The organism is Methylobacterium sp. CM6241 (assembly GCF_054817845.1).
Genome location: NZ_CM139246.1, coordinates 3,168,351 through 3,190,871, shown reverse-complemented (window position 1 = coordinate 3,190,871; position 22,521 = coordinate 3,168,351). Strand labels below are relative to the sequence as shown.

Here is a 22,521-nt window from a genome sequence, read left to right as displayed (position 1 = left end):
CTGTGGGAATGGCGAGCCGATCTACAGAAAGCTGCTGCAGCAGAAGGGCTGCTTCCATGCTGTAAAGGCTTGCGGTTTCCGGCGCAAGTAGCGAAGGAATGCTGTAGTGACCTGATGATTGATAGTATAACCAAGGTGGTCTCAGCCATATCAATTGCTTTTTTGCCTTGAATCGCCGATTTTGCGCCCTCGGTTTTCTACTACTTAAGGCTCTCTAATGAAGGTCATTTTCGTTTCGATAGGTAGCCATGGGGACGTCTTGCCGTTCATAGGCCTTGCCATCGAAATGCGCCGACGCTCCTTCAATGTCCTCCTCGCTGCGCCAGGACATTTTGAGAGGCTGGCGAAGCAAGCGCGACTGCCGTTTCACCCCCTTGGCAGCCAAGCTGAGTACGATGAGGCCATCGCCGACCCGAACCTTTGGCATCCTCGCAAGGGAGCGGCCCTTCTGCTTGGGTACGCGCTGAAACTGATGCCGGTCGTTGACGCCTTCCTAGGCCAGGAGGCAGAACGGGGCCCGATCCTGGTCGTCGCCTCAACACTCAGCTTAGGCGCCCGTATCGCTCAGGATCGCCTGGGGCTCGACGTGATCACGGTTCACCTCGCTCCTTTCATCTTTCGGAGCCGGCATGCACCTCCCATCATCCCAGGAGTGCCGCTTCCCCGTTGGCTCCCAAATCGTCTCAAGCACTCAATCCAGCTTGGAGCCGAAAAATACGTGCTCAATCCCGTCTCTCTTCCCGCGGTCAACGCATATCGGGCTGAGTTCAATCTGCCTGCTGTGGATCGATTGAGGACATGGTGGCACTCGCCTCAGCGCATCATCCTCATGGTCCCAAGCTGGTTCGCCCCGCCACAGGATGACTGGCCACATCGCACAGTCCAGACCGGATTTCCTCGTGTCGATACCTTCGGTGATGCCGGTACGCTGTCACCATCGCTTGCTGCGTTCGTAGAAGGCGGTGAGCCTCCCTTGGTCTTCACCTACGGCTCCGCGATGAGACAGGCAGGGCGTTTTTTCGAGACGGCCGTCGCCATCTGTAGGCGGATGGGACGTCGCGGTGTTCTCCTGGCGCCTCAGAACGGCCAGATCCCCGACGATCTACCGGCCAGCGTGTTCAGGGCGGCCTACGCCCCTCTCAGTGCACTGCTCCCATATTCCGCCGCGCTGATCCATCATGGCGGGATTGGCACTGTTGCGGAGGGGCTAGCTGCTGGCGTTCCGCAGCTCATCGTACCAGTCGCCTTCGATCATTTCGACGAGGGAGAGCGTCTTCGTCGTCTTGGGGTAGGTATGACGCTCTCACGCAGACGCTTCACACCCTCTCGCGCCAGCCAATGCCTCAATACGCTTCTCCATTCTCCAACTGTTGCGGAGGCTTGCAAAGAAGCGAAGAAACGAAGTGCTCAAGAGAACGGCATAAAGGTCTGCTGTGGCATCATCGAGCGGTTCTCGAAACGGATGCGTCACGGTTACTGAAAAATCTGCGCTTAATGGATTTGTATTTCTACGGGCGTTTTATCTAGCCATCGGTTGTGGTCCTCCTGGCGTTATGGCTCCGAGCTATATGCAGAATGTTGTCATGGCACGAAAAAAGCTTCAGTCTGAAGAGATTATCGCCAAGCTTCGCTGAGGGGATGTTTTGGTCTTGTAAGTACGCAAGGTCGCAGAAGGTATACGATCTATCTAGTTGGCCGAGTTCACGTATTGCCGTTTGCGTTCCGGATATGGTTTTAAAGGTCATCAGGTCAAGCGACTGGATTAACTGGAGACGGAGAGCCTATGACTTTGCTGTGCATCCACGCCGTTGGGGCGTGAAATGCTTCCTCGGCTGGATTAGCCGCAACTGCCGCCTTCGGGGAAAATTTTGAGGCGACCTTCGCTTTGGCTCAGACTTTCCTCTACGCTGCCGCCTTCATGATCCTCATGCGAAGGCTGGGCCGAGCGTCATAACTTATCGGACAAAAATCAAGCAAAGCATTATAGGCATAAGTATTTACTTAATACAATGCGGTGCTTCGCGAGGCAATGGCTCTGAAGATACATGGCTTACCGAACCTGTTGCTATCCGAAGCCAGCAATCTTTGTGATAATAAATGAGCGAAATTCTCCTTAGGATGAGTAAGCATTCCGGCTGTGGCTGATTGAGTCTGTTGCCGTACAAAAAGTTGAGCGGCGCTCAACCTAAGCTATCAAGGGACCCGTTCGACTTTATGACTACTTATACGGGTGACCTAACCGGCTGGCTTGGAATGGGCTGCTTTACAGTCTCAGGCAGTATCGAACCGGCTAGATATGAAGCGAAGACAGAAGACGGATATTGAGCACGTAGCGCTGAAACTGCGACAGGTAGAGGTTTGAACGGCGCTGAGCAAGAATTTTTCGCTGAGTTGTGCTATAAATTTGTTCGCTTTCTGAGGGCCGCACGTGGCCTTACACAGTACAATTGCAACTGCATAATTTGGTAGCCGACCTTAGCACTACTTTAGCAGACTGATTTCAGGGAGGCCGGTGGAGTACGGCATCACAGTGCGGGCATCGCCGCGGTGGTGGCTGGCTGGGGTGATCCAGGATGGCTTGGCGGATCGCCTGCATCGAGGGCTGGGGCGGTGGGCAGGCGATTCTTTTTTTTCCGCCCCGCCGCGGCGAGGCGGCGGGACTGAAGGAAGGCGTAGGCGATCATCGTCATCAGCGCGTGTCGGTGCAGCCCGGTCCACGAGCGGCCTTCGAAGTGGTCCAGGCCGAGCTCCTCCTTCATCTGCTGATGCGTCTGCTCGCAGATCCAGCGCGCCTTGATCGTGGCGGCGAGCTGCTTGAGGGTCGCATCGGCCGGCAGGTTCGAGAGGTAGAACTTGCACTCGCCCGAGCCACGCTCTTCACGCACCAGCCAGACAGCTTCCCCGGGCAGGTGCTGGTTGCCTTGTGTGCCGATCCGCTGCGTCGGCCCATCGGCCATCCGGACGCGCAGCCCACAGAAGCGAGCTCGCAGCCGCCCTTTGGTGCCGTGTCGCCACGTCACGGATCGGCCGGTCATGTCCACCAGGATCGTCTCGGCCGAGACCGAGACCTGATCCGGCACGTGATGCTGGCGGGGTCGCCCCCGCCCCGCGACCGGGAAGACCATCGCCACGTCGGCCGGGTAGACCTTGCTGCGTCCCGAGATCCCGACGGCCCATCTCAAGCCGCGCTCGCTCAGGGCCTGCCGGAACGGGGCGGAGCAGCCGTAACCCGCATCCGCCAGCACGCAGCCAAAGCGCACGCCACCCGCTCGGACCCGGTCGATCTCCGCAACCGCGATCTCCAGCTTGGTGCGAGCCGCGCGCCGGTCCTCGGGCACACCGGCCCGGGCCATCCGGTCCGGGTGCCCTGTCCAGATCTCGGGCAGGAACAGTCGCAGTCCCACAGCCACGGGCACCTCGCCACGCGCCAGCGTAAGCGAGACCAGCGTCTGGCAATTGGCGGTCTTGCCCAGCGTCGTGGCGTATTGCGGCGCGACCCCGACCGAGCGGTTGCCTTTCTTCGGCAAGGCGGTGTCGTCGACGACGAGGATCGCATCCGAACCGCCGACCAGGCGATCGGCCTCGCGCAGAAGCGCCTGCTGTAGCGGCGCTTCATCCCAGATCCCGGCCGCGATGAAGTGGTGCAACCGATCGTAGGGAACCCCATCAGCCCGCGCCGCCATCGGCTGGACGCTCTTGCGGTCGCCCAAGCCGATCAGCCCCGCCACGTAGAGAGGGCACATCGCCCGACGCGCCGGATGCGACAGGCCCGCCAGGAACGGCTGCAGCCACTTCTCCAGATCGTCACGCCACCTGCCAGCACCTGACATCGCGATCACCCACGAACATCGCCGTGGCATGCGAATCCGCAAGAATCCTACATCGTTCCCTCAGTCTGCCAAAGTAGTGTTAGGGGATTTAAGACAACTTCGTTCGGTAAAGTAGGAGGTAAATATCTGAATGCACACGTGATTTATTCGCTTAGAGCCGTATATTCTGCGTTCGCTTAGAGTGATTGTTAATTTTGGATGCCCCGTATGCACATGTGTAAGTCGCGCGGCTCAACGCGTTAAAAGGATTTACTGACTAGCTTCCTAATGCTGAGGCTTTAACTGACAGTCCGAGCTATTTCTATCGATGGATTTGCAATTTGATCAGTGCGTCAGTTCATGCGCGTCCTGCGCTGGTGAATTGCAGTTTTCGAAAGACGACGTCCGATTTCAAGTAGCAACATGTCGGTCATGTTCTTAAGTAATGGCTCGGAAAGTTTCTGTATTGCGTGTCGGGCAGCAAGGCAATGTTCGGCAGCCTCCTCCAACGGGTGTGCTAAGCTATCAGCCCCTTTGGTTGGATGATCGGCCTCATCAGCCCGGTTCGGCGTAATATCAATCAGCAAACCGGTGCCCCGCAGGGGGCGACCTGTCTTGTCCAGATGTATAAGGCCTCGTGCTAAAACCCACCTCATAGCTCCGTCCGCCGAGTAGACTCGATATTCCTGTACGTAAGAGCGGCCCGCCCTTGCGCTTATCGCAATAACCTCCGCCGTTTTTGCCCTGTCCTCCGGATGAATTCCTGCAAGAAACAGGCTTAACGGAACGCCACCTTGCGCCGTCGCAGGATCAACGCTAAAGAGCAGGGCAACCGTCGCATCTGCGTATAGCAGATCGTTGGGGATGTCCCAGTCCCAACGCCCGATGACATCCGATGCGTCGATCGAAGCCTGCAATTGGATCTGCGAGCCTTTCGCCACATCTGTCCCGACCCTTCCCACCAAAACCTCCAAAGTAGCGTTAGATTGCTTCGTTCACTTCAATGTGAGACTTTTTTATGATCCGTTAACATGCGATAGATTTTGCAGCGATATGGCCACGCTTTCGCATGCAATCCGCTGTACGCGTGCGGGCTTCAACTTCGGAATGCTGATTTCATATGACAGGACGTTAGCCGAACTTGATTGAAGCTGCTTCGTCCGCTTCCTCCGACGCAATGGGGAATCTAAACTCTCTTCTACCGAGCCGCAGTGATATGCTCCAGCATCAGGTTGCAGCGCAGCTTGGACTTTCGTCGGAAGAATTTGGCAAGGCGAATCGGCTGGCGTCTGTTTCACACCGGAAGGATGCTTTTGTGGGAAGCTCCGATGCTGGTCTCGTCTGCAAGTGTCTGGAAATGTTCGTAACGTACTGCCGCATCACTCATATTTGGCATTGCATTCGGTTCCTTTCGGTAGTCCATGATGTGTCGAATAACTCACTTCTCGTCACAGAGCGCTTGACAAAGTGCATCTGCGCTGCACCGGATCCGCGGTCCGGTCACAACAGTGGCAGAGGGGCTCAGTATCTTATGGTAAGTTTCTAACAAAAAAGCGTTTCTCGCTTATTTGGCTCATATCCTGCTGGAACGGAAAACTGGGGGCCCTCGTCTGGCGTGACGGTGTCGACGAGATGTCCGATTGTCGACCAGAGTCCCTCGACGGCGCGTTCGGCAGCTTTGCGCAGCGGGTCCTTCAGTTTCGAGAACGCCATCTTGGTGGTGTTGAAGTGGGTACTACGGAGGGGAACAGCCGTCGAGTGTCGACCGCTTTGATTGCTGCCCGCACGGCCGTACCCTCGTGGCTGCCGAGTTAGGTGTTTGATCCCGCGGTGTGGTGATACGGTTGCGCATCATGCTGCGAGGGAAGCGCTATGGGCCAAGTTCTCCATGGAAGCGCCACCACGACGGAGGCAGTCCGTCGCGCGATCCAGCTACGTGAAGAGAGCGTAAGGGCGCTGGCCCGGCGCTACAGCGTCAGTCCGACGACGGTGCAGAAGTGGCGCAAACGGGCGACGACGGCGGATGCCCGGATGGGACCCAAGGAGCCGCGCTCCACCGTGCTCACGGTCGAGGAGGAGGCGATCATCGTCGCTTTCCGACGGCACACGCTGCTCCCGCTCGACGATTGCCTCTATGGCCTGCAACCGACGATCCCGCACCTGACCCGGTCCTCGCTGCATCGCTGTCTGGAACGGCACGGCATCAGCCGACTGCCCGAGATCGACGGCGACAAACCCAAAAAGCAGCGCTTTGCGAGTTACGCCATCGGCTACGTCCATATCGACATCGCCGAGGTCAGCACCGCTGAGGGCAAGCTCAGGCTGTTCGTGGCCATCGACCGAACCAGCAAATTCGTCTTCGTGCGGCTGGTCGAGAGCGCCGGCAAGATGGAGGCCGCTCAGTTCCTCCGCGACTTCATCGAAGCGGTGCCTTACCGCATCCACACTGTGCTCACGGACAATGGCATTCAGTTCACATCACGCCAGCGGGATATCTACGACAGTCAGCACATCTTCGATCGTGTCTGCGACGAGCATGGCATCGAGCACCGTCTGACCAAGGTGAACCACCCTTGGACCAACGGGCAAGTCGAGCGAATGAACCGTACGATCAAGGACGCGACGGTCAAACGCTACCACTACGACAGCCATGCTCAGCTGAGAGCGCATCTGCATCTGTTCGTCGATGCCTACAATCATGCCCGCAGGCTCAAGACGCTGCGCGGCCTGACGCCCACCGAGTTCATCCTGAATGCCTGGACGAAAGAGCCCGATCGCTTCAGGATCGATCCGTCACACCTCATCCCGGGACCGTACACCTAGTCCATGACCGCGCTGTCACTGGGGGTGAGTTCGGGCACCAAGACGCGATCGACGTGATCCTGGAAGGCGTCGCGTTTGATTGGCTCGTCGAGCACGAACGGCGCGGCGCTCTCGGACAGGCGCAGCCCCGCCGTGACGGTCGTCGTTTTCCAATAATGGGGTGGATGTCTCTCGGCGGCATAGATGAGCCAAGTTGGTTGTGTTGAGAGCCACCACGGGGAGGAGTCCGTGATAGAGGTTAATACCATTGGCCTGGATTTGGCTAGGAACGTTTTCCAGGCGCATGGGGCAAATGCCTCCAGTGTTCCGGCCTTCAGCAAGCAGCTGCGGCGCGATCAAATATTGGCCTACTTCGCCATCCAGCTTCCTGCCTCGTAGCAACGGAGGTTTGCCCCAGCGCGCATCACTGGGGTCGAGAGACCGGCAAGCTTGGCCACAGGGTAAAGCTGATGGCGCCGGCTTAGGTGAAGCCGGTCGCTAAGCGGCAGAAGAACGATGCCGCCGATGCCGAGGCGATCTTCGAGGCGGCAAAGCGCCCGACCATGCTGTTGGTGGCCGTGAAATGCGAGGCCATGTAGTCCGCCGCAGGGATCTTCCGGGCTCGAGACCTCCCGATGGGCCAGCGCGCCCATCTCATCAACGCGATCCGTGATCACCTGCCTGAGTACGGCCTGATTGCGCTGCAGGATCCCTTCCACATTGAGCACCTGATCGGGCAGATCGAGGATCCCGCCTCGGACATCCCGCAAGCCGCTCGCTGCTGATGGTGTCTTTTGTTTGGTTTGGGTGGATATCACGCAAGTCAGCTTGCGTGCCTGTGAAAAGGTTCTCTCTAATGAAAACCTTGGTGTCGTCTGCCGGCATTGGACTACTGATAAAGTAACCCTGTATATCCGTACAGCCCTCTAAACATACCTGCTCAAGCTGATGATTGGTCTCAACGCCTTCCGCCGTAACGGTTGCTCCAAGTTGCTTCGCGATACTCACCACGGCCCGGACAATTCCTGCAGCCCCAGGGTCGTCGATCTCGCTGACGAAGGACCGGTCAATCTTGATGCTGTCGAAGGGAAACCGTCGTAGATAGCTCAGCGATGAGTAGCCGGTGCCAAAGTCGTCGAGCGCGATACGAACGCCAAAGCTTTTCAAGCGGTGCAGGCAGGCGATCACCGCCTCCGCATCCTGGACGAGAACGCTCTCGGTGATCTCCAATACGAGACGATGGGGCGGGAGGCCTGAGGTACGCAGAGCCGACATGACACTCTCTTCAAGCCCCGGTTGCTGGAACTGAATGGCAGAGACGTTGACGGCGATCCGCAGATGGCCAGGCCAGGCTGCCGCTTCCCGGCATGCCTCCTGCAGCGCCCAGGAACCGAGTGAGACAATCAGTCCGGTTTCCTCGGCCAATGGGATGAATGCACCAGGCGCAATCATTCCACGTGTCGGGTGAGGCCAACGCATCAGCGCCTCGAAACCGACGATCCGGTGGTCAGACAGACGCAGCACAGGCTGATAATGCATCGCAAAGCTGCCACACATGATGGCCTCACGCATCTCCAACTCAAGCTGCATGCGGGCCTCGATAGCCGCATCCATACCGGGTTCGTAGAAGCGGTAGCTGTCGCGTGCTGCCTCCTTGGCTCGATAAAGCGCGAGGTCCGCGTTCTTGAACAGGGTTTCGGCTGTGTCGCCGTTGGACGGAGACAGAGCGATCCCAATGCTGACGCCGACGGTCACAAGGTGCCCGCCAAGATCGAGTGGTTGGCCTACCGCATCGATCATACGCTGTGCTAGCGAGCTGACTTGGTGAACGTGGTCTACGTGCGAGACGATGATCGCGAACTCGTCGCCGCCGAGCCGTACCACGACATCGCCGTCGCGAATGTTTGCGCGCAAGCGCGTAGCGATCTGACAGAGCAGTTGGTCGCCCGCAGGGTGGCCAAGTGTGTCGTTGACGGACTTGAACCGATCGAGGTCAAGGCATAGCAGCGCTGCCTGGCCTCGGCCGCGGCGAACCTCGGCCAGTCGGTGCTCTAGATGCTCGTAAAAAACGGTTCGGTTGGGCAAGCCCGTGAGCGCATCGTGGCGTGCCATGTAGGCGATGCGGTGCTCAGATGCTTTGCGCTCCGAGATGTCGATGTAAGTGCCAACCATACGAAGAGGTGTGCCTTGCGGGTCCCGCGACACTACTCTGCCACGTGATAGAACCCAGGTGTAGTCGCCAGACTTGGTGCGCATGCGGCGCTCGGAGGAGTACATGGCAGATCGCTGTTCGAAATGCTCCGCCACAAGCGCCAGCGTCTGCTTCAGGTCGTCGGGGTGGGTGAGCCCCATGCAGGTGTTGATGTGAGCTTCGATGTCTCCGGGCTCGTAGCCGAACATGGTGTACCAGCGGTCGGAGTACCAAACCTGCCCCGTGGTGATGTTCCAGTCCCATAAACCATCGCTGCCACTGTCGAGGGCGAATGCAAGGCGCTCTTCGCTCGTGCGTAGACGCCTTTCGCTTTGAATGAGAGCGTCCTGGGTCGTACGTCGCTCGGTTACATCGAGATCAAGGCCAACGATCTGCAGCGGCTTGCCCGTTGCTTCATCACGGATGATGCGGCCAAAGCTCTTGAGCCAGCGGTACCCAGCGCTGCCCTCGGGTCTCCTCACCCGATACTCGACTTTGTAGGTCGTGCCGTCACGAAGCGCTGCTGTGTGAGCCGCATGGACAAGTGGAAGGTCGTCCGGGTGTACTCTCGCGGCCCATTCGGCGATCCCGATGTCGATCCAGTCGGTTGAGCCCGAGTCGCAATCGAACCCAAGCATGTGGGCGCTCTCAGGGGAGTTTTGCGCTAAATCTGTGTCCAAGCTCCACTGCCAAATTCCTGCTCCGGCAGCTTCCTGAGCGAGCCGGAGGAGATTGGCTGTCTGCTCTAGTTTCGCATGTGCGGTTCGGTAGCGCTCCTCGCTCGCTTTGATCAGCGTCTCTGATCGTGTGCGCTCCTCCAACGCGGTTTCAGCCGCGATCCGTGCACGGTGAAGTTCGATATGAGCGACAACAATCCGAGCGAGACCTTCAAGCTGGGCTCCCTGCAGCTCTGAAAACGTTCGCGGCTTGGTGTCGACGAGGCACAGCGTGCCAAGTCGAATGCCTGATCGAAGAACAAGAGGGGCGCCTGCGTAGAAGCGGATGGCATGCTCACCCGTTACTAAAGCGCTCTGGGCGAAGCGGGGGTCCGTCGTCGCGTCTTCCACGACGAGAACATCGTCAGACAGAATGGCGTATGTGCAGAATGCGATATCACGCGACGTGCCATCTGCAGCGATCCCACACTTGGCCTTGAACCACTGACGGTCGCTGTCGATGAGCGTGATCAGTGCGATAGGCACAGCGAACAACGCGGCGGCAGTGCTGCACACCGCATCGAAGTGGGCCTCAGGCGCCGTATCGAGGATGCGCAGATCGCGCAGAGCCGCGAGACGCTCGCCCTCATTTGGCGGAAGCGGCGGCATGGTTATTCCATCGCTATAGGTTGCTCATACAACAAATTCGGTTGACGCACGCTATGTATCAAATTTTGACAATAATTTCATGCATGCGTGATTGGTCGCGTAGCTCGCAGAGGCAGCGATACCATTGGCGAGCAGTCAATATCCAATCTATCACTCTATTTTTAAGAATAAGGGGCTGCCCAATGGCAGCCCCTTCAGAGTGAGAGAAAGTATCAGAGAATGAACGACCCGCTGTCTATGGCTTGATGGCCCTGGAGGATGAAGTCGAAGTCTGATGCACCATCGCCATTCGTATCTCCCTGTACAAGAGCGTTGCCGCCAGCGAATTTCACTCGCAGCTCGCCAGCCTCGCCGGAGAACGCCTGGGTTCCGATAAACTCGAAGCCCTGGTCTCCGGCTTGCCCGAAATTCGCATCGATTGCGCTGAGGTCGATGCGGTCGCCCGCTGCGAAATCGAAGTCCTTGACGATGTCGCGCCCGCCGATGGCGACGTCGCTATCGGTGGCGTCCTTGAACACGAAGGTGTCGGCACCACCGCGTCCGTAGAGAAGGTCACGACCGTCGCCGCCGTAGATCTCGGTATCGCCGGCATTGCCGAAGATCTCGTTGTTGCCGGCATTGCCGTTGGCGACGAGAGCCACGTTTCCGCTGAGAACCATCTTCTCCGTATTGGCTTCCATCGTGTGGCTGACGGTCGAGCGGATCGTGTCGAAGCCTTCGCCCGGCTGTTCGATGGCGCGATCCCCGGCATTGTCGATAAGGTAGGTGTCGTTGCCGGTGCCCCCGCGCATGGTGTCGGCTCCGCTGCCCCCGAGCAGGGTGTCGTTGCCGCCGTTGCCCGTCATGACATCGTCCCCGGCACCGCCGCTCAGACGGTTGCTGCCGCCGTTGCCGGTAATGTCATTGTCGAGGTCGTTGCCGAAACCGCTCAGGTTGCGAGCCCCCGTCAGGACGAGGTTCTCGACATTGGCTGAGAGGCCGTAGGTCACGGAGGCATAAACCGTGTCGTTGCCCTCGCCCGGAAGTTCCACGATCTTATCGCCGACCCTGTCGACGAAGTAGGTGTCGTCGCCGAGACCGCCATGCATCGTGTCGTTGCCGGTTCCGCCGTCGAGAATGTCGGCTCCGCCCTTGCCGAACAGGAAGTCGCTCCCGCTCTCGCCGCGGAGGGTGTTGTCCCCGCCGGTGCCGAAGATGGAGTTGTTCAACGTGTTGCCCGTCCCATCAAGATTTCCAGCGCCGGTCAACACGAGGCGCTCGACATTGGCCCCTAGGGTGTAGTCGAGCGAGGAGCGCACGGTATCGGTGCCGTCGCCAGCCAACTCGATGACTTGGTCGCTTGCATCGTCGACTACGTAGGTGTCGTCGCCGGTGCCCCCGCGCATCGTGTCCGCGCCGGTGCCGCCGATAAGGGTGTCATTGCCCCCGCGTCCGGAGAGCGTGTCTTCGCCGGCGCCCCCATCGAGGCGGTTGGCACTGTCATTGCCGGTCAGGCCGTCGGCGCCGTCGGTTCCCGTGGCGTCGATGGCACCGGTTCCGATGAGAATGACGTTCTCGACGTTGGCGCCGAGGCTGTAGGTCACCGATGAGCGCACGGTGTCGTTGCCCTCGTCGGCAGCCTCGATGACCTCATCGCCCGTGGAATCCACGACGTAGACGTCATCGCCGGCCCCGCCGCGCATGATGTCGTCGCCGGTGCCGCCGATGAGGATATCATCGCCGCCGAGCGCGGTGAGGCGGTCATTGCCGTCGCCACCGTCGAGGCGGTTGTCGCTAGCGTTTCCGACGATGCTGTTGTCGAGGGCGTTGCCTGTCCCGTCGATGTCGCCGGTGCCGGTGAGGATCAGGTTCTCGACGTTGTCGGGAAGGGTGTAGGTCACCGAGGAGCGAACGGTGTCATCGCCTTCGCCGGCAGCCTCTACCACGGTGTCGCCGGCCGAGTTAACGATGTAGGTATCGTCGCCTCCGCCACCGATCAGGATGTCGTTTCCGTCTCCGCCGTCGAGGCGGTTGTCGCCGTCATTTCCGGTGATGCTGTTGTCGAGAGCGTTGCCTGTCCCGTCGATGTCGCTGGTGCCGGTGAGAACCAGGTTCTCGACGTTGTCGGGAAGAGTGTAGGTCACCGAGGAGCGAACGGTGTCATCGCCCTCGACAGCGTCCTCGACCACGATATCACCCGCGGAACCGACGACATAAGTATCGTCGCCGCCACCGCCGATCATAGTGTCGTTGCCGGTCCCACCATCAATCACATTGTCCCCATTGGAGCCACGGAGCGTATTATCACCATTGCCTCCAGTCAGATCATAGGTTTCGCCGATTGCTAGCCCTGGAAGATTTGGAGTTTCATCGAGATTCAGATTTTCAACCGCCAAGTCATTTGCTGTGCTTCCAAACAGAAGATTTACTACGCCACCAAGCACCGCGCCTACAATCCCACCGACGATCCCTAGTGCGCCAACCTCGCCTGTGCTTCCTAGATCAACATCTAACGGCTCGCCGCTGTAAGCCGCAATAATTTCGCCGTTGTCAGTAACAGTTGCGCTATCGTAGGTGCCAAAAAATTCGGCCGTTCCATTAAGTACGCCGTATCTTACGTCGACTGTCCATTCTCCGATGTACGTGTATACCTTATTATCAACAACTAAACTAAATGAACTATAAGTTTCCGTACGCCTTCCCACTTCATTTTGTGTGCTTTGTCTCTCTGAGAAATAGGCGTTATCAACTTCAGAAAAATCTTCCAGCCAAAAATTACGTAGCGGGAATTCTGCAGCGGTGTTGATTTCAACGGAGGACATGCGGAGCTCCAATTGGTTAAGCTGCCCGTGATCGACATGTGTCAGCGCGGTGGCGCCGACCGATCACAGAGCGATCCATGGATGGCGCATAAAAGTTCCCAATGAGTGAACTTTTCCCATCAAAGTTGTTATATTCAACTCTTAGGGGAATTCAACCGATCCCCTTGAGCCGCGCTCGCTTAGCTTGGATCTGACCTGACCGGCTGGCTTTGGACCGGGCTGATTGAGAGGATCAGCCAGGACTGAAGGAGCTGGACATGAAGCGAGGTCGGAAGACGGGTGCGGAGCAGGTGGTGCTGAAGCTGCGCCAGATTGAGGTGCAGACAGCGCAGGGTAAAAGTTTGGCGATAGCGTGCCGGGAGGCGGAGATCTCCGAGCAAAGTTACTATCGCTGGCGCAAGGAGTACGGCGGCCTGCAGATCGACCAGGCCCGTCGGATGAAGGATCTGGGGCGTGAGAACGCTCGATTGCGCCGGCTTGTGGCTGACTTGTCCCTGGAGAAGCAGGTGTTGGCGGACGTCGCCGCGGGAAACTTATAGCCCCGGAGCGACGCCGGCAGGCAGTCGACGTGATCCAGGAGAAGTACGGCCTCTCGGAGCGCCACGCCTGCCGGATCGTCGGCCAGCACCGGGGTACGCAACGCTACGTGCCCACGGTTCCGGCTGACGAGGATGCGCTGACCCGCGCCATTATCGCCTTGGCGTCCGAGTACGGACGCTACGGCTACCGCCGCGTCACCGCGCTGCTGCAGGCAGCGGGCTGGCAGGTGGGGAAAGACCGGGTTCAGCGGATCTGGCGTCGTGAGGGGCTCAAGGTCCCGCAAAAGCATCGGCCGCGAAGCCGGCTGTGGTTGAACGATGGCTCCTGCGTACGGCTGCGGCCTCTCCATCGCAATCACGTCTGGAGCTTCGATTTTGTGCAGGGCCAGACCCATGACGGGCGAAGCCTGCGTATCCTGACGCTGATCGACGAGCACAGTCGCGCCTGCCTAGCGCTAAAGGTCGCCAGACGCATCAACAGTCTGGGTGTGATCGAGGCGCTGGCCGATGCGATGTGCCTGCATGGCATCCCGGAGAATATCCGCTGCGACAACGGCCCGGAGATGATCGCGAAGGCTTTGCGGAAATGGGTCGCCAAAACCGGCCCGCAGATCCAGTACATCGCACCAGGATCGCCGTGGGAGAATGGCTATTGTGAGAGCTTCAATGGCAAGCTGAAGGACGAGTGCCTACGCCAAGAGATCTTCTACTCGCTCAAGGAGGCACAGACCGTGATCGGTATGTGGCAGAATAACTACAACCGCGTTCGACCGCATTCGTCCTTGGGCTATCGGCCGCCCGCGCCTGTCACCTTCCCGGACCTGGCCTTCCGGCTACCCATGGCCGCCACCATGCAGTAGCCTCTCAATCGGCTCGGTCCAAAATACCGGTCAGGTCAAGAGCAAGGCCGAGCTTTTTGGATAACACATGGCATCTGCACATCTTCATGACCGAGAACTCGGTAGGTATGCATTTGGTGCGAGCCAAGTTGCTGGTCCAGAATCGGCAGCGATTCATCTGATCGCATCCAGTCCCCCTTCGGCGCATCGGATGACCCCTGCATGCTGGGGCCTTTTGGAATGACGCCGAATGCAGTATGCCAAAGTTATTGCCCCAGCTTGGCGTTAACGCATTCGAAACTCAAGCCACACAGGAAGCTATGTCCGACGATAAGAGGGATGGAAGCGCGGGTGCAATTGGCCTGCGCATCAAGTCATTGCGACGTTCGGCTGGGCTTAGCCAAGCCAGTTTAGGTAGCGCCTTGGGCGTAACTTTTCAACAGGTCCAAAAATATGAGAGCGGCCAGAGTAAAATAGCCGCCGAGAAACTACAAAAGATAGCTCAGGCTTTAGGAGTCGACGTCAGTTACTTTTACAATGAGCGGAATGAGAAAATCCCCACTGTCGAGATTCCAGGATTCAGCGGAGTTTCCACTTCACTGGACGGGGTATATTTTAAGGAGGCGTTCGATAAAATCAAGGATCCACGAGCCCGCTATCTGCTAGCTGAGCTTGCGCGTGTTTTTTGTGAAATAGAATCTGAGAAATAGTGGGTTTTGCCGACACAGGTTAACATAAATGGGCTGGCAAGTCAAGAATCGGCGCTTGTTGTGTCTTAAATGCGGTTATTTATAGGCGTAGTCTATTTTATTGGCGAGCAGCTTGCTTCTGCGTGATGATTGAGATGAGCATGGCTTGACACCCGACGGGTATACTCTACATTTTTATTAAGTCGAAGTTTTTGTGTCCGCCGGGGCTCAGCTTCGATCTGCCCGCAATCGTAATCCTTTCTGAACGGCGCGCCTGACAGGCTCGCTGCGCGATTGCACGTCCCCTCGCCCCGCGGCACCGGCCCCGGGGCGTTTCTGTCTCCGGGCCTGAGCGGCCCTTCTCTCACAGCACTGCGCCGACTTTGACCCTGCGGCCTTCCGGCACGCGGGCTCGTCGTCGTGCGCTTTTCCAAGGACATCCCCATCATGACGACGAACGCACTGGCCTTCCCCACGGCCGGGTTGACCATCCTTGACCAAGCTCCGACCTCCCTCAGCGCCAACCCGCGCAATGCCCGCACCCATTCGAAGAAGCAGATCGCCAAGATCGCCGACAGCATCAGGGCGTTCGGCTTCACCGTGCCGCTCGTCGTCGACGAGACCGGGCTCGTGCTCGCCGGGCACGGACGCTTGTTGGCAGCAAAGCAACTCGGCCTGCCCACCGTCCCGACCGTCCGGCTCGATCACCTGAGCGACACGCAGAAGCGCGCCTATGCGATTGCCGACAACAAGATCGCGACCCTGGCCGGCTGGGATCGGGCGACCCTCGCCCTCGAATGACCTTGACCCAGCAAAGTAGTCCGCGCTGAGCGCAAGTTTATCGGGCATCTTGAACCCTGAAGGAGGGAGGATGCCATGCCTCGCAAACGCTTCACGAACGAACAGATCGCCTTTGCCCTGCGGCAGGCGGAGAATGGCGGCACGGTGGACGAGGTCTGCCGGAAGATGGGTGTATCCGAGCCGACGTTTTACCGTTGGAAGAAGCAGTTCGTCGGCATGGGCGTGCCGGAGATCCGACGGCTCAAGCAGCTGGAGGACGAGAATGGTAAACTCAAGCGGTTGGTCGCAGACCTGACGCTGGACCGCTCGATGCTGCAGGACGTGCTCAAGCGACCCGAAGGGCAGCGTCAGCAAAAGTGGTGAGGCCCGCCGTTCGCCGTGAAGTCGCCGGTCACTTGCAGGTGACCTACGACATCAGCGAGCGTCGGGTCTGCCAGGCCACCGGCTTCGGCCGCTCGTCCCAGCGTTACAGGAAGCGAGCCGACCCGCAAGTCGCTCTGCGGATGCGGTTGAAGGAGCTGGCCGCCGCACGGGTCCGTTACGGCTACCGGCGGCTGCACATCCTGCTGCGACGGGAGGGCTGGGAGGTGAACCACAAGCGCACCTACCGGATCTACCGAGACGAGGGGCTATCGATCCGGTCAAAGCTGCCTAAGCGTAAGCGAGCTTGGCGTTATCGTCAGGGTCGACCAGGGATCGGTGGGCCCAATGAGGTGTGGGCGATGGACTTCGTATCCGACCGCATCTTCGACGGACGTCCATTCCGGATCTTGACCGTCGTTGATTGCCACACGCGAGAGGCGCTCTCACTCACACCGAGAGCCAACTTCCGCGCCTACCAAGTGACCGAGGCGCTCGACGCCTTGGTCAAGCTGAGGGGACGGCCCAAGAGCTTGCGGGTCGACAATGGGCCGGAGTTCGCCGGTCGCATGCTCGACCAGTGGGCCTACCTGAACGGGGTCGAGATCGCCTTCTCACGACCGGGCAAGCCGACCGACAACGCCTACATCGAGTCGTTCAACGGTCGTCTACGGGCGGAGTGCCTGAACGCCTCGTGGTTCCTGTCGCTGGCCGATGCCCGCGAGCGCATCGAGATCTGGAGGTGCCAATACAACGAAGATCGACCCCACACGGCCTTGGGCGGCTTGCCCCCCCGAGCCTTCGCCAACCAAGCTGTCACAGCCCGAGAACTTGCATAGGCCGTGGACCACAAACGGGGTCAACTCCAACATGGCTCAAAGCCATACCTCAGGGAGGACCACTTTTCAGGGGGCAGGCCACCTCCTGGCGAAAGTAGCGGTAATCGATGCTGCCGATCTCGGTCGCCGGAAGAGGGAAGCGTTCGTCGGGACGTGCACCATACATGGCGGTGAACGCCGCGCTCGGTGGCGGTACCACGGCCTCGCGCCGGGCCTCCATGGTCACGCAGCCACCGCCGGCAAGGCTCACCCAGGCCAGAAGGACGAGGATCGGAAGCATAGGGCCGCTTCTACGCCGGAGGGCGGCAGCCGATCCCGGCTTAGTCATGAGACGCGCTACCTTTCCAGAGACGTTCGGCGCCGAAGGCATCGGATGGCCGTCAGACGCTCAGGAAAGATGCCTTTCGTCTAGGCCTGAGGGAAACGCATAGTTCTGATGGGATTCAGATGACGATCGAATGGACGGCACGCGCCGGTAACTCGTCATCGCCCTCGATGCCGGCTTTCTGAACCTTTACCGCAAGATAGCGACGCCCGACGATCAGGCAGGCACGAGAGTTTTGCTCAACCTGGCCCGTGCTTCGTTGGCCAGGCGGTGCAGGACGTCCGCGTAGCGCGTGAGCAAGCGCGCGAGAGGCGAGCGCCACAGGCCGTGTCCGTCATCACAGAGCGGATCGTTCACCACGGGACTGCCATCGGCGCCCACCAGGACGTTGCCGATGTTCGGATCGAGGCCTTGCGGCGATACCGCACGCAAGGACGCGACATAGGCTTCGTATCCAGGCCACGCGGCCCTGAAGTCTTCGCGGATCCCGTCGAAGCTCGCGTGATCGATCCGCGGCTCGTGGGCCGGCCATTCCACCTTGAACCGGTCTCGGACGCCCTCGTTCATCGCGACGCCCGGATGGTCCGCGATGACGGCATGGGCATAGGCCAGCCACCAGGCATCCCGCGCCGGATTCGTGAGCCGTGAGCCCACGGTCATCAGCGCGCCGCAGCGGCTGACCTGCAGGTCGTGGATACGCGGCGCGTGCGGGCCATCGGAGCCTGCGAACCCCTTGCGAAGCAGGGCCGCATAATCGCCGAATCCATCGGCCTTGCGTGCGAAGCGCACGACGACGTCCGGATGGTCCGGATGCGCATGGACGGTACCATGGTACCCGAATCCGATCTCCGACCAGCCTGTGGCGATGAGCGCGGCATAGGCCTCCGCGGCCGACCGTTCGGCAATGCCCAGGACCGCGAGCGAAGGACTGGACGTCCTTCCGTGAGTTCTGAACCCGAACATCGCAGCCACTCCTTCCTGCCGAACGACAATCCGACGCGACGCGCTCTCAGCAGCCGAACGGGGGCGGCGTCGAGGCGCGACCGGATGGGCAGGTCCGGCAAAGGTCGAGGAGACCCTGTCGATGTCGGGGGCAGCGTGACGCGGGTGTCACTCCACTGTCATGGAATGACCGGTGCTTTCGAAAAGTTCAATCCCTATGGGGAAGTAAATCGGCGGTGCGTGGGAATGAGCCAATCTGACCCATCATTGCTCGAGGAGCCGCCATCCCCGCCAGCAGGTCGCGGGCCAGGATCCCCTCCGCCTCGCTTAGTCCAATCTCTGCAACGGGACGAACGTGCCGACCCGCATGGGCCGGGCCGACCTCTACGTCGTCGAGGACGAGGTAGTGCGTGATGTGGTTCCGGCTCGCGTGTTCGGTGATCTCATCGCCGCGCCCGGCTTGCTCGGCGGGAAGCATCGCGCCCGTTTCGGCATTCCTGCTCGTCGGCAGGATGGCCGTCCGCCAGTCCGGGTGAAAGCAGTCCTCGGATAGGCCGGCTTCCACCAGTGTCGGGCGGCAATCGTCGACGCGCCAAGTGGACGACACGACCACCTTCGCGTCGAACTCCCGTACGAGGGCGGCCACGAGGGCGACCTGGGCCGGGTTGAGCCTGTCCTTCCCGGCTTGCCGTTGAAAGTCCACCGTCGTGACGACGCCGTCCACGTCGAGGTAGATCGTCAGCGCTCCCGCCCCTGTTCGTTCGCTCAAGGGGCCAGTCCCGTTTCGTGAAGCAACCCTGCTTCGGCCGTGGACGCCTACCGCGCGACGCTGCGATCGTCCAGCATCGGGTCCCCGGCCGGCGACGTCGAGGTGCCGCTAGAACACGTGCCGTAGGATGAAGAAGAGGACGCCCGCCAGGGTGATGGCTGCGGGCAGGGTCAGGACCCAGGCCAGCGCCATGTTGCGTACGGTCGACATCTGCAGGCCCGAACCGTTGGCGGCCATGGTGCCGGCGACGCCGCTCGACAGGATGTGCGTGGTCGAGACTGGCAGACCGTAGAGTTCGGCGAGACCGATGGTGCCGGCGGCGACCATCTCGGCGGAAGCGCCCTGCGCGTAGGTGAGATGGGTCTTCCCGATTCTCTCGCCCACGGTGACGACGATGCGCTTCCAGCCGACCATTGTGCCGAGGCCGAGAGCCAGTGCGACGCAGACCTTGACCCAAGTCGGGATGTAGCGTGTCCCATCGTTGAGGAGGCCGGTATAGGCCTTCAGGGTACCGGCCTCGGCTTCCGAGAATGTCGCGCCGTTCTTCGGCAGGAGCCGGATCGCGTCGGCGGCGAGATACATGTCGTTGCGCAGGTTCGACGTCGCCGCAGCCGGCACCTGCTTGATGGCGCCGTAGGCCTTCACGTTATCGGCGATGTCGGTGGAGAGCGCGGCGAGGGCCCCATACACGGCAGGCTGGTTCAGGTCCTTGGACTTGAGAGCTTCCGAGACCTGCTTGCGGGCCTCGGCGGCGTCAGGCTTCGGCGCGTTCCCGGCATGGCTGGCGAATACCGTGCTGGCGTTCTGGGAGGTCTGGATGAAGGCCGGGGTGGTGTCGTCCGACATCGTGCGGTTGAGGGCGTAGGCGGTGGGGGCCGCGCCGATGAGGATGAGCATGATCAGGCCCATGCCCTTCTGGCCGTCATTGCCGCCATGGAAGAACGACACGAGCGTGCAGGTCAGGATCAGAAGGCTGCGAATCCACAAAGGCGGCGGGGTTTCGCCCTTGGGGGCCTCGTAGAGATCCTTGCGCCGCACGGTGAATTTGAGGGCCAGCAGCAGCAGGGCGGCGGCGGCGAACCCGATGACGGGGCTGAACAGCAGCGCCTTGAACACGCCCAGGGCCTGCGCCCAGTCGACGCCCGAGGTTGCCTGTCCTTCGGGGGCCATCAGCTGGTTGGCGAGGCCGACGCCGATGACCGATCCGATCAGGGCATGGGACGACGAGTTCGGCAGGCCGAAAGCCCAGGTGCCCAGGTTCCAGAGGATGGCGGCGATGAGCAGCGCGAAGATCATGGCATAACCGGCCGACGACCCGACCTGCAGGATCAGTTCCACCGGCAGCAGGGTGACAATGGCATAGGCCACGGCGCCGGAAGACAGCATCACACCGAGGAAGTTGAAGGCGCCCGACCAGATGACCGCGACGAGCGGCGGCATCGAGTGGGTATAGATCACGGTGGCCACGGCATTGGCGGTGTCGTGGAACCCGTTCACGAACTCGAAGGCCAGAGCGATGAGCAGAGCCAGTCCGAGCAGCACGAAGGCGCCGATGGCGAGAGGCGACTGCCCCACCGCGTTCATGTCGGTCACGAGGCTGTAGAGCGCGTAGCCCAGTCCGGCGACCAGGACGAGCAGGAAGGCGATGACGCCGCCCGGATGAATGCCGTGGTCGAGCTTTGGCCCCGTGGCGGGCGCCTTGGCGCCCTGCGGCAGGCCGGTCGGAGCAGCAACGGCGTCGGACATGATGGCCTCAGGACCCGGGGGATCAACGATCCTGCCAGTAGGTCGCGCTCATAACAGTCCTGTGACATGCATTCAAAAAGCACCGATGGCGCTGGATTAAAGTGATCGACACGAACGTACGACGCGAACTCGCTCCGTGAACGGTGCCAAGTGCAGGCGCTGCGAAGCGTTGTCCGAATCCGTCCGGCCCTGTCGGATGGAACGACCACCTTTTTTCTTTGATTCTGACCTCGACCACTCTGTCGGCGCAGAGGCGTTCGTCGCTCATCATGGTTGGCGTCACTGGCCCGTGTCGGCGCAACGCAATTGGGCAATGAGCCAGCGTCCGGCCGGTCCCGGCGGCCGTTCCATCGGGTATACGGCCCACATCGGCAGGAACAGGCCGCCCTTCGGCAAAGCGGCGATGTCGAGCCGCACGAGGTGTCCGACGGCGAGGTCATCCGCCACGACCTCCAGGGGCATCCCGCCCCATCCGAGCCCCGAGCGCAGGAAAGCATGCTTGGCTCCGAGATCGGCCAGCCGCCAGGTCCTTGGCGAGAACACGCCGAACTCGCGCCCCTTCGTCAGCTCGCTGCGGTCGGTCAGGACGAGTTGGACATGCTCGGCCAAGTCAGCGGTCGGGATCGTCCCCGTCCTGCGCGCGAGGGGATGGGCGGGCGAGGCGACCATGACCAGTTCGATCTGGCGCAACGGCTCGCGCGCAAGCTCGGGCGGCAGCAGGGGCGTGGCACCCGCGACCGCGAAAGCGCAGCGCCCGTCGAGGACCGGCGCGATCACCGCCCCCAGGGTCTCGACCTGGATGCGCAGGGGCGTGGAGGGAAAGGTCGGCTGGAACGCGGCCACGGCTTGCGTGAGCACTTGGAACGGGAACAGGACGTCCAGCACGATGCTGACTTCCGCCTCCAGGCCGCCGGCAAGGTCTCGGGCCTGGGCCTTGAACGTCTCGGCGGCCGCTACCGTCGCGCGTGCATGGGCGAGCAGCACGCGGCCCGCCTCAGTCAGGACCGGATAACGGTTCGAGCGGTCGAAGAGCTTGATGCCGGATTGCGTCTCCAGGTTTGCCAGAGACTGGCTGACCAGCGACTGCGCCCGCCCGAGCTTGCGTGCGGCTGCGGAGAAGCTGCCGGTATCTACCGCGGCGACGAAAGTCCGGAGTTGATCGAGGGTGAGTTGGTCGAGCATCCATCTGTCCAGGTGATGGTATGCATCGAAAGATATAGGCTTCGATGGGGGATGGAAGGGGCCTACGGCTTAGCGCACAGCCGAGCCGGTCCAGAGTTCGGCGACATCGAACTGGATGTTACTCATGTCACAGACCCTCACGGCCCCGTCCGCTCCGTCGCGCAAGCTCACCATTGCGACATGGTCGTTGCAGATCCTGCTCGCTCTCGTGTTCCTGGCGGCGGGCGGCGCCAAACTCGCCGGGGTGCCGATGATGGTGCAGGTCTATGACCTCATCGGCGTCGGCCAATGGTTCCGCATCGTTACCGGCCTCGTGGAAGTCGCAGGCGCCGTCGCCCTCCTGATCCCCGGCTACGCGGCCTTTGCTGCCCTCTGGCTGGCCTGCACCATGGTCGGCGCCATCATCGCTCATCTGGTCGTTCTACCCACGCCGGTGGCCCCGGCTGCCGTGCTGCTTGCCCTCACCGGAACCCTGGCCTGGCTGCGCCGAGACCAGATCCTCTCGGTCCTGGCGCGCCGTCGCTGAGTAAGGGGCCGTTGCCCGGGATGGCCGCGGCCGACG

General features: G+C 60.7%; 15 protein-coding genes and 3 pseudogenes. 7 read left to right on the top strand and 11 right to left on the bottom strand.

What is annotated here, in order from left to right:
* The first annotated feature begins 217 nt into the window (after window positions 1–217).
* The gene (locus ACYQR9_RS14860) at window positions 218–1,480 is read left to right on the top strand and encodes a glycosyltransferase (RefSeq protein WP_461226965.1); all 1,263 of its coding nucleotides are present in this window, start codon (window positions 218–220) and stop codon (window positions 1,478–1,480) included.
* 1,045 nt (window positions 1,481–2,525) lie between these two features.
* Here the strand turns inward: ACYQR9_RS14860 and ACYQR9_RS14855 are convergent.
* The 3 genes and pseudogenes from ACYQR9_RS14855 to ACYQR9_RS14845 form a co-directional block, all read right to left on the bottom strand.
* Complete coding sequence (locus tag ACYQR9_RS14855) at window positions 2,526–3,830, bottom strand: IS701 family transposase (protein WP_461226963.1); 1,305 nt, start codon at window positions 3,828–3,830, stop codon at window positions 2,526–2,528.
* A 332-nt stretch (window positions 3,831–4,162) separates the two neighbouring features.
* Window positions 4,163–4,750, bottom strand: coding sequence for a PAS domain-containing protein (locus ACYQR9_RS14850; RefSeq protein WP_461226961.1), 588 nt, complete (start codon window positions 4,748–4,750; stop codon window positions 4,163–4,165).
* A 601-nt stretch (window positions 4,751–5,351) separates the two neighbouring features.
* Window positions 5,352–5,620: pseudogene (locus tag ACYQR9_RS14845) on the bottom strand (IS630 family transposase); the annotation flags it as partial.
* Window positions 5,621–5,681: 61 nt separating this feature from the next.
* On the opposite strand from ACYQR9_RS14845, the gene ACYQR9_RS14840 reads away from it, so the two are divergent.
* Window positions 5,682–6,632, top strand: coding sequence for an IS481 family transposase (locus ACYQR9_RS14840; protein ID WP_461226959.1), 951 nt, complete (start codon window positions 5,682–5,684; stop codon window positions 6,630–6,632).
* Here the strand turns inward: ACYQR9_RS14840 and ACYQR9_RS14835 are convergent.
* The 3 genes and pseudogenes from ACYQR9_RS14835 to ACYQR9_RS14825 all read right to left on the bottom strand — a co-directional run.
* Window positions 6,632–6,793: pseudogene (locus tag ACYQR9_RS14835) on the bottom strand (IS630 family transposase); the annotation flags it as partial. The gene ACYQR9_RS14840 and the pseudogene ACYQR9_RS14835 sit on opposite strands and share 1 nt — an antisense overlap.
* A gap of 475 nt (window positions 6,794–7,268) precedes the next feature.
* Complete coding sequence (locus ACYQR9_RS14830; protein ID WP_461226957.1) at window positions 7,269–10,127, bottom strand: sensor domain-containing phosphodiesterase; 2,859 nt, start codon at window positions 10,125–10,127, stop codon at window positions 7,269–7,271.
* A gap of 212 nt (window positions 10,128–10,339) precedes the next feature.
* On the bottom strand, window positions 10,340–12,928 hold the full coding sequence (locus tag ACYQR9_RS14825; RefSeq protein WP_461226955.1) for a calcium-binding protein: 2,589 nt from the start codon (window positions 12,926–12,928) through the stop codon (window positions 10,340–10,342).
* A 257-nt stretch (window positions 12,929–13,185) separates the two neighbouring features.
* On the opposite strand from ACYQR9_RS14825, the gene ACYQR9_RS14820 reads away from it, so the two are divergent.
* The 4 genes and pseudogenes from ACYQR9_RS14820 (at window position 13,186) to ACYQR9_RS14805 (ending at window position 16,995) form a co-directional block, all read left to right on the top strand.
* A protein-coding gene (locus ACYQR9_RS14820; protein ID WP_461226953.1) for an IS3 family transposase occupies window positions 13,186–14,327 on the top strand; the annotation gives its coding sequence in 2 pieces (ribosomal slippage) (window positions 13,186–13,453 and window positions 13,453–14,327; 1,143 coding nt in all).
* Window positions 14,328–14,626: 299 nt separating this feature from the next.
* Window positions 14,627–15,016, top strand: a complete 390-nt coding sequence (locus ACYQR9_RS14815; RefSeq protein WP_461226951.1) for a helix-turn-helix domain-containing protein — start codon at window positions 14,627–14,629, stop codon at window positions 15,014–15,016.
* A gap of 426 nt (window positions 15,017–15,442) precedes the next feature.
* On the top strand, window positions 15,443–15,796 hold the full coding sequence (locus ACYQR9_RS14810) for a ParB/Srx family N-terminal domain-containing protein (protein ID WP_461226949.1): 354 nt from the start codon (window positions 15,443–15,445) through the stop codon (window positions 15,794–15,796).
* 75 nt (window positions 15,797–15,871) lie between these two features.
* Window positions 15,872–16,995 (top strand): annotated as a pseudogene (locus tag ACYQR9_RS14805) (IS3 family transposase).
* 49 nt (window positions 16,996–17,044) lie between these two features.
* Here ACYQR9_RS14805 and ACYQR9_RS14800 read toward each other — a convergent pair.
* The 5 genes from ACYQR9_RS14800 to ACYQR9_RS14780 form a co-directional block, all read right to left on the bottom strand.
* Window positions 17,045–17,275 carry a hypothetical protein gene (locus tag ACYQR9_RS14800; protein WP_461226947.1) on the bottom strand — a complete coding sequence of 77 codons (231 nt, stop codon included), beginning with the start codon at window positions 17,273–17,275 and terminating at the stop codon, window positions 17,045–17,047.
* 261 nt (window positions 17,276–17,536) lie between these two features.
* The gene (locus ACYQR9_RS14795) at window positions 17,537–18,283 is read right to left on the bottom strand and encodes a hypothetical protein (protein WP_461226945.1); all 747 of its coding nucleotides are present in this window, start codon (window positions 18,281–18,283) and stop codon (window positions 17,537–17,539) included.
* Between the two features lie 187 nt (window positions 18,284–18,470).
* Window positions 18,471–19,031 carry an HAD domain-containing protein gene (locus tag ACYQR9_RS14790; protein ID WP_461226943.1) on the bottom strand — a complete coding sequence of 187 codons (561 nt, stop codon included), beginning with the start codon at window positions 19,029–19,031 and terminating at the stop codon, window positions 18,471–18,473.
* A 108-nt stretch (window positions 19,032–19,139) separates the two neighbouring features.
* Entirely contained in the window at window positions 19,140–20,777 is a 1,638-nt protein-coding gene (locus ACYQR9_RS14785) for an inorganic phosphate transporter (protein ID WP_461226941.1), read from the bottom strand.
* A gap of 279 nt (window positions 20,778–21,056) precedes the next feature.
* Entirely contained in the window at window positions 21,057–21,959 is a 903-nt protein-coding gene (locus ACYQR9_RS14780; protein ID WP_056453266.1) for a LysR family transcriptional regulator, read from the bottom strand.
* 124 nt (window positions 21,960–22,083) lie between these two features.
* On the opposite strand from ACYQR9_RS14780, the gene ACYQR9_RS14775 reads away from it, so the two are divergent.
* Complete coding sequence (locus ACYQR9_RS14775) at window positions 22,084–22,485, top strand: DoxX family protein (protein WP_461223953.1); 402 nt, start codon at window positions 22,084–22,086, stop codon at window positions 22,483–22,485.
* Window positions 22,486–22,521 lie beyond the last annotated feature (36 nt).

Bases quoted from the DNA above. Each gene is read 5' to 3' on its own strand.
- ACYQR9_RS14810 (WP_461226949.1), top strand. From the start codon at position 15,443: ATGACGACGAACGCACTGGCCTTCCCCACGGCCGGGTTGACCATCCTT.
- ACYQR9_RS14800 (WP_461226947.1), bottom strand. From the start codon at position 17,275: ATGCTTCCGATCCTCGTCCTTCTGGCCTGGGTGAGCCTTGCCGGCGGT.
- ACYQR9_RS14830 (WP_461226957.1), bottom strand. From the start codon at position 10,127: ATGCCGCCGCTTCCGCCAAATGAGGGCGAGCGTCTCGCGGCTCTGCGC.
- ACYQR9_RS14795 (WP_461226945.1), bottom strand. From the start codon at position 18,283: ATGTTCGGGTTCAGAACTCACGGAAGGACGTCCAGTCCTTCGCTCGCG.
- ACYQR9_RS14815 (WP_461226951.1), top strand. From the start codon at position 14,627: ATGTCCGACGATAAGAGGGATGGAAGCGCGGGTGCAATTGGCCTGCGC.
- ACYQR9_RS14780 (WP_056453266.1), bottom strand. From the start codon at position 21,959: ATGCTCGACCAACTCACCCTCGATCAACTCCGGACTTTCGTCGCCGCG.
- ACYQR9_RS14840 (WP_461226959.1), top strand. From the start codon at position 5,682: ATGGGCCAAGTTCTCCATGGAAGCGCCACCACGACGGAGGCAGTCCGT.
- ACYQR9_RS14825 (WP_461226955.1), bottom strand. From the start codon at position 12,928: ATGTCCTCCGTTGAAATCAACACCGCTGCAGAATTCCCGCTACGTAAT.
- ACYQR9_RS14855 (WP_461226963.1), bottom strand. From the start codon at position 3,830: ATGTCAGGTGCTGGCAGGTGGCGTGACGATCTGGAGAAGTGGCTGCAG.
- ACYQR9_RS14775 (WP_461223953.1), top strand. From the start codon at position 22,084: ATGTCACAGACCCTCACGGCCCCGTCCGCTCCGTCGCGCAAGCTCACC.
- ACYQR9_RS14860 (WP_461226965.1), top strand. From the start codon at position 218: ATGAAGGTCATTTTCGTTTCGATAGGTAGCCATGGGGACGTCTTGCCG.
- ACYQR9_RS14785 (WP_461226941.1), bottom strand. From the start codon at position 20,777: ATGTCCGACGCCGTTGCTGCTCCGACCGGCCTGCCGCAGGGCGCCAAG.